4 protein-coding genes and 1 pseudogene are annotated in these 5286 nt (G+C 71.8%); all 5 read left to right on the forward strand.

Going from position 1 to position 5286, the window contains the following annotated elements:
• Positions 1-990, forward strand: a pseudogene (locus tag VB716_RS03220) (4-amino-4-deoxy-L-arabinose transferase); the annotation flags it as partial.
• On the forward strand, positions 987-2780 hold the full coding sequence (locus VB716_RS03225) for an ArnT family glycosyltransferase (RefSeq protein ID WP_323269700.1): 1794 nt from the start codon (positions 987-989) through the stop codon (positions 2778-2780). The pseudogene VB716_RS03220 and the gene VB716_RS03225, both read left to right, overlap by 4 nt.
• A complete protein-coding gene (locus VB716_RS03230) occupies positions 2770-3561 on the forward strand; it encodes a putative 2OG-Fe(II) oxygenase (protein ID WP_231598147.1) in 792 nt (263 codons plus the stop codon). Before VB716_RS03225 ends, VB716_RS03230 begins: the two co-directional genes overlap by 11 nt.
• Before the next feature lie 91 nt (positions 3562-3652).
• Positions 3653-4753 carry an 8-oxo-dGTP diphosphatase MutT gene (mutT, locus tag VB716_RS03235; protein WP_323269703.1) on the forward strand — a complete coding sequence of 367 codons (1101 nt, stop codon included), beginning with the start codon at positions 3653-3655 and terminating at the stop codon, positions 4751-4753.
• Between the two features lie 50 nt (positions 4754-4803).
• Positions 4804-5286: PfkB family carbohydrate kinase (locus VB716_RS03240; RefSeq protein WP_323269701.1), on the forward strand; the 483-nt coding region annotated here is incomplete at its 3' end.

Genomic DNA, 5286 nt, shown 5'->3' on the forward strand with positions numbered 1-5286 from the left:
GCGGCTCTGGTCGCCGGCCTCGGCTCCACCGCCGCCGCCGTTGCTCAGCCGCGGGCAGACGCGATCGCCCGGCGCCAGGTGTCGCCGTTGCCGCAGGTGATGGCCACGCTCAACCGGATCCAGCCGGGGCAGCCGCTCACCCTGCTGGTGCTGCCGGGCGTGAGCGATCTCAACGACCACACCGCCACCTTCTACGGCCGTCTGCAGGGAGGCCAGGTGCTGGCCCGCAGCCTCGGCCGCAACCCCGCCGACCATGCGCTGGTGCTGCAGCGGGCCGAGTGGCTGCTGCTGGCCACGGGCGATCAGGGTCACCGCCGCGGCGTGGTGCGTCAGCTCAGCAGGCAGGTGCGTCAGGACGGTCGCTTCGAGCGGGTGGCCCAGTGGCCCTGGAGCAAGGGGCGCCAGGTTGAGCTGTGGCGCCGAACCCCCAGCGCACCGCCGGTGCCGCCCTTCGATCGCAGCTTCATCGCGATGGCGTCGGGACTCGCCGATGGCCCGCAGGGGCTGGCGCGGGTGTTCGAGGCGATCGGGCCCCAGCACCAGCTCGATGCCCATTTCCTCTACCAGCGCCGGGTCGAAGACTGGGCCCGCCAGCGCCTTGGCCGCGATCCCAACGACATCGAGGCCCTCTGGAGCCTCACCCTGCTCGCGATCCTGCAGGAGCGGCCGCAGCAGGCGGAGCAGTGGCTGGCGCGGCTGGCGCGGCTGCTGCCGGACAACCCCTGGCCCGCCGCCTACCGCAGTGCCGTGTTGCTGATCGACTGGAAGCCCTGGCCGGCGGGCCAGGTGGCCCGCACCCATTCCCGCCACGGCCAGGAGCCGGTGCTGCAGGGCCTCGCAGACCTGGCGGCTGTAGTGGGTGGCGATCTCACGGCGATCGGCTCGGCCCGCCGCACGCTGCCGCAGGCCTATGCCCGCATTGATCAGGCTCTCAAGGCCCCCCCAGGCAAGGCTCAATCGGCCGACGCACCCCCTGGCCAGAAGCCATGAGCGTGTTCGAGGGCTTTGCTGCTGCTGCCGGCCGTGACGCTGGGGGCCTGGGTGGTGTTCGCGGCGGTGATGGTGGCCGGATCCGCCTCTGCCATGGCCTGCTGCTGCTCTGGGGTGTGGCGGTGCTGCTGGCCCTGGTGGGCCTGGGCAACCTGCCCTTGCGCGACTGGGACGAGGGCATCGTGGCCCGGGTGGCCCTGGAGCTGAGCCAGGCCCCCCGCTACGGCGATCTGTTGCCCACCTACTGGGGCGAGCCCTATGCCAACAAGGCCCCGGGGCTGCATCTGCTGATCGCCCAGGCGGTGCAGCTCTGGCGCCTGTTGCCTGGCCAGGCTGCGGTCTCCGGTCTGCCCCCCGAATGGGTGGTGCGGCTGGTACCGGCCCTGCTGTCCACCCTGGTGGTGCCCCTGGCGGGCCTGATCCAGTGGGAGTTGCGGCCGGGCCAGCGCCGCACCGCCCTGGCCACGGCCCTGATCCTGCTGTGCCTGTTGCCGGTGGCGCGCCATGGCCGCCTCGCCATGCTTGATGGCAGCCAGCTCTCGGCCACGGCGCTGCTGTGGTGGAGTCTGCTGAAGGTGCGGGCGCCGCAGCAGCAGCTCTGGCGCTGGAGCGCCATCACCGGCCTGGCCGGCAGCGCCCAGCTGCTGCTCAAGGCGCCGCTGCTGCTGCCGGTGCTGGCGGTGGGTCTCCTGGCCCTGGCCTGCGATGGGGCGATGGACTGGCGCCGCTGGCGGCGGCTCGGCGCCGGCCTGCTGCTGGGGCTGCTGCCTGGGCTGGGCTGGCATCTCTGGCATACCGTGGCCCAGGGCAGCGTCGCCGCCTGGATGTGGTTCGGCGACGGGGCAGGGCGGGTGCTGCTCTCGGCCGGTGAAGGCAGCGATCTGGGCTGGCGTGTTCCCCTGACCGAGGTGCTCGAGGGCGGCTGGCCCTGGTTGCCGCTCTGGCCCTTCGCCATGGGGCTGGCCTGGCGCGAGCGACACCGCGCCGCCGGCCGCTGGTTGCTGGTGCTGCAGCTGGGAATGGCGGCCACCGTGCTGCCCCTGCGCACCCAGCTGCCCTGGTACAGCCATCCCCTCTGGCTGCCCTTCGCCCTGGTCTGCGGGCCGCTGCTGGCCTGGTTGATCGATCCGGCCAGTCAGCCCGTGGCGCCGCCGCTGCGCAGCGTGGTGCTCCGCATCCCCCTGTTCTGGATGGTGCTGGGGATTGCCGGCCTGCTGCTGGCCCTGGCCTCGGCCATCCCCCCGGCCCTGCTGCCACCAGGCTGGCCTTCGGCGGAAGCGCTGGCGCCCCAGCGGATGATTCTGCTGGCCATGGGTGGGGGCTGGAGCCTGGGTGGCGCTCTGCTGCTGCGGGCCCGTGCTCCTGGGGGCCGCAGCCTGGGTGTCTCCGTGGTCGGGGCCGGGTCTGTGCTGGCCCTGCTGGCCCTGTTCTGCAGCCCGTTCTGGTTATGGGAACTGAATGAAACCTGGCCGGTACGGCCGGTGGCGGCGCTGTTGCAGAGCCATCAGGTTGAGGCCGCCGGGATGTGGCGCCAGGATGCGCGACCCAGCCTCAACTGGTACGCGGGCCTGCCGGTCCGCCGCCTGGCGAAGGCCCGGGATCTGCAGGCGGCCGGGCCCGGCGGTGGCGCCTGGGTGCTCAGCCAGGACGGCACCGCTTCGCCCGCCTGGGCCTGCCGGCCTGTCGACGCAGCCGGCGGCTGGCAGTTGCTGCGCTGCCGATCCACCGACGACGCTGACAAGGGTCGGCGCCACCACCAGCGGGCCGGAGGCCAGGGGCATGGCCGTTAGGGTCCGTTCAGCTGACCAGGGCCGGGTGGCCAACGACCTGTCGATGGAGGTGCAGAGCCTCTTCCCCCGCTATCTGCTCAAGGGCCACCTGGCCGATGCCCAGCTCACCGGCCTGCTGCAGTTGGCTGAGCAGGTGCTGGCCGATCCGCGCGGCACCACCGATGCCTCGGTGAAGCTGGCCGGTCAGCTGGCCCTGCAGCGCGAGCTGGGTCCCCACTTCCCGGCCGTGGCTGGGCTCTGCGCCGATGTGATCCTGCCCGCCTGCGACCGCTGGATCAGCCATGTGATGGAACAGCAGCCGCCCCAGGGCCGCGGGCCCTGGATTCCTGGCCGCTACGGGCTACAGATGATCGATGTGTGGCTGAACGTGCAGCGCGCCGGCGACTACAACCCCACCCACACCCACGGGGGCAGCTTCTCGGGGGTGCTCTTCCTGAAGGTTCCTCCCCAGATCACCGGCGAGCGCTTCGACGGTCAGCTCTGCTTCCACGGTCCGGAGGAGTGGCACATCCAGAGCTTCCGCACCGGCATGGCCCACTACGTGCTGCCTGTGCCCGGCGAGTTCTATGTGTTTCCGGCCTGGCAGCCCCATTCGGTCGCCCCTTTCCGCGGCGAGGGGGAGCGCTGGTCCATGGCTTTCAACGTGGCAGCGGTGCCCCGGCCGGTGAATCAGCCTGCTGCCGCCGGATTGGCTGTCGCTGCGCCAGGCAGGGCTGACCAGGCGCCGCCAGCGAATGTGTCGCTCTCGATCGCCCGACCCCGGCCCGGTGGCTTCGGCTGACGCCTCCAGCGCTCCGGTGTGGGTGGAGGTCGATGCCGTTGAGCTGCGCCGCTCCCTGCTGGCCTGGTGGGAGATCCACGGCCGCCATGCCATGCCCTGGAAGCTCAGCTCCGAGGGCCTGCCGCTGGCCGATGGCGAGGAGGGTTGTGCCCTGCGCGCCTGGGTGGCCGAGGTGATGCTGCAGCAGACGCAGCTGCGCGTCGTGCTGCCCTACTGGCACCGCTGGATGGCGGCGTTCCCCACCCTGGAGGCCCTGGCCGCCGCCGAGGAGCACGACGTGCTGCTGCTCTGGCAGGGGCTCGGCTACTACTCCCGCGCCCGCCGGTTGCACCAGGGCGCACGGCAGCTGCTGGCCGCTGACGCCGATGACAGTGGTGATGGCCGTGACGAAGGCGGTGACGGGCTTCAGCCCGACCCCTTCCCCCGCACGCTCGAGGGCTGGTTGGCGCTGCCGGGGATCGGCCGCAGCACCGCCGGCAGCATCCTGTCGTCGGCTTTTGATCAGCCCTTCGCGATCCTTGATGGCAATGTCAAGCGGGTGCTGGCGCGACTGCTGGCCAGTCCGCGGCCACCGGCGCGGCAGCTGGCCGGGTTCTGGCGGCTCAGTGAGGCCCTGCTCGATCCGCGGCGGCCCCGGGCGTTCAACCAGGCTCTGATGGATCTCGGCGCCACCGTCTGTACGCCCCGTCAACCGAGCTGCGGCGTCTGTCCCTGGCAGGGGAACTGCGCTGCCTACGCTGCCGGCGACCCCGCCCGCTACCCCGTGAAGGATGCCGCCAGACCCCTGCCGTTCCAGGTGATCGGCGTGGGGGTGGTGCTCGACCCCGCCGGCCGGGTGCTGATTGATCAGCGGCTTAACGAGGGCCTGCTGGGGGGGCTGTGGGAATTCCCGGGCGGCAAGCAGGAGCCTGGGGAGGCGATCGCCTCCACCATTGCCCGCGAACTGATCGAGGAACTGGCGATCACGGTGGAGGTGGGCGAGGAGCTGATCACCCTCGAGCACGCCTACAGCCACAAGCGGCTGCGCTTCGTGGTGCATCTCTGCCGCTGGCTTAGGGGCGAGCCGCAGCCGCTGGCCTCCCAGCAGGTGCGCTGGGTGCAGCCGGCCGAGCTGAAGGACTACCCCTTTCCCGCGGCCAATGCCCGCATCATTGCGGCACTGCTGGAACGGTTGGGCTTGGTCGCCGCCTGACGGATCCGCGCTGGAGGAGCACGCTGAAGGGATCGCCGTGCCGTTGATCGATGGATTCCCTGCCCCAGGTGCTCTGTTTCGGGGAGGCCCTGGTGGATCGGCTGGGGCCGCCGGGTGGGGACCCCGCCACCGATCCAGACTGTGATGACCGGCTCGGCGGGGCACCGGCCAATGTGGCCTGTGCCCTGGCCCGGCTGGGCACGCCGGTGGCGTTTCTGGGCCGGCTGGGCCGTGATCCGATCGGTGAGGCCTTCGCTAGTCTGCTGGCCGAACGGGGCGTGAATCGGGCGGCGCTGCAGTGGGATCCGCAGCGGCCCAGCCGCATCGTGCTGGTGCGTCGCGATCTCTCCGGTGAACGCAGTTTCGGCGGTTTCGCCGGGGATCGGGGCGAGGGTTTCGCTGATCAGGCGATCGCGGCGGCCGAGCTCGAGCTGGCCCTGGATCAGCTGGTGGAGCCTGGCTCGGCAGCGGGCCCGGCCTGGTTGCTGATCGGCACCATCCCCCTGGCCAGCCCCTTGGCGGCCGCTGCCCTG

This window comes from Synechococcus sp. CCY9201 (assembly GCF_034931105.1).
Lineage (GTDB): Bacteria > Cyanobacteriota > Cyanobacteriia > PCC-6307 > Cyanobiaceae > CBW1002.

What these genes read in the sequence shown, in the direction of transcription:
- VB716_RS03225 (WP_323269700.1), top strand. Translation starts at nt 987, where the DNA reads ATGAGCGTGTTCGAGGGCTTTGCTGCTGCTGCCGGCCGTGACGCTGGG.
- VB716_RS03230 (WP_231598147.1), top strand. Translation starts at nt 2,770, where the DNA reads ATGGCCGTTAGGGTCCGTTCAGCTGACCAGGGCCGGGTGGCCAACGAC.
- mutT (WP_323269703.1), top strand. Translation starts at nt 3,653, where the DNA reads ATGCCCTGGAAGCTCAGCTCCGAGGGCCTGCCGCTGGCCGATGGCGAG.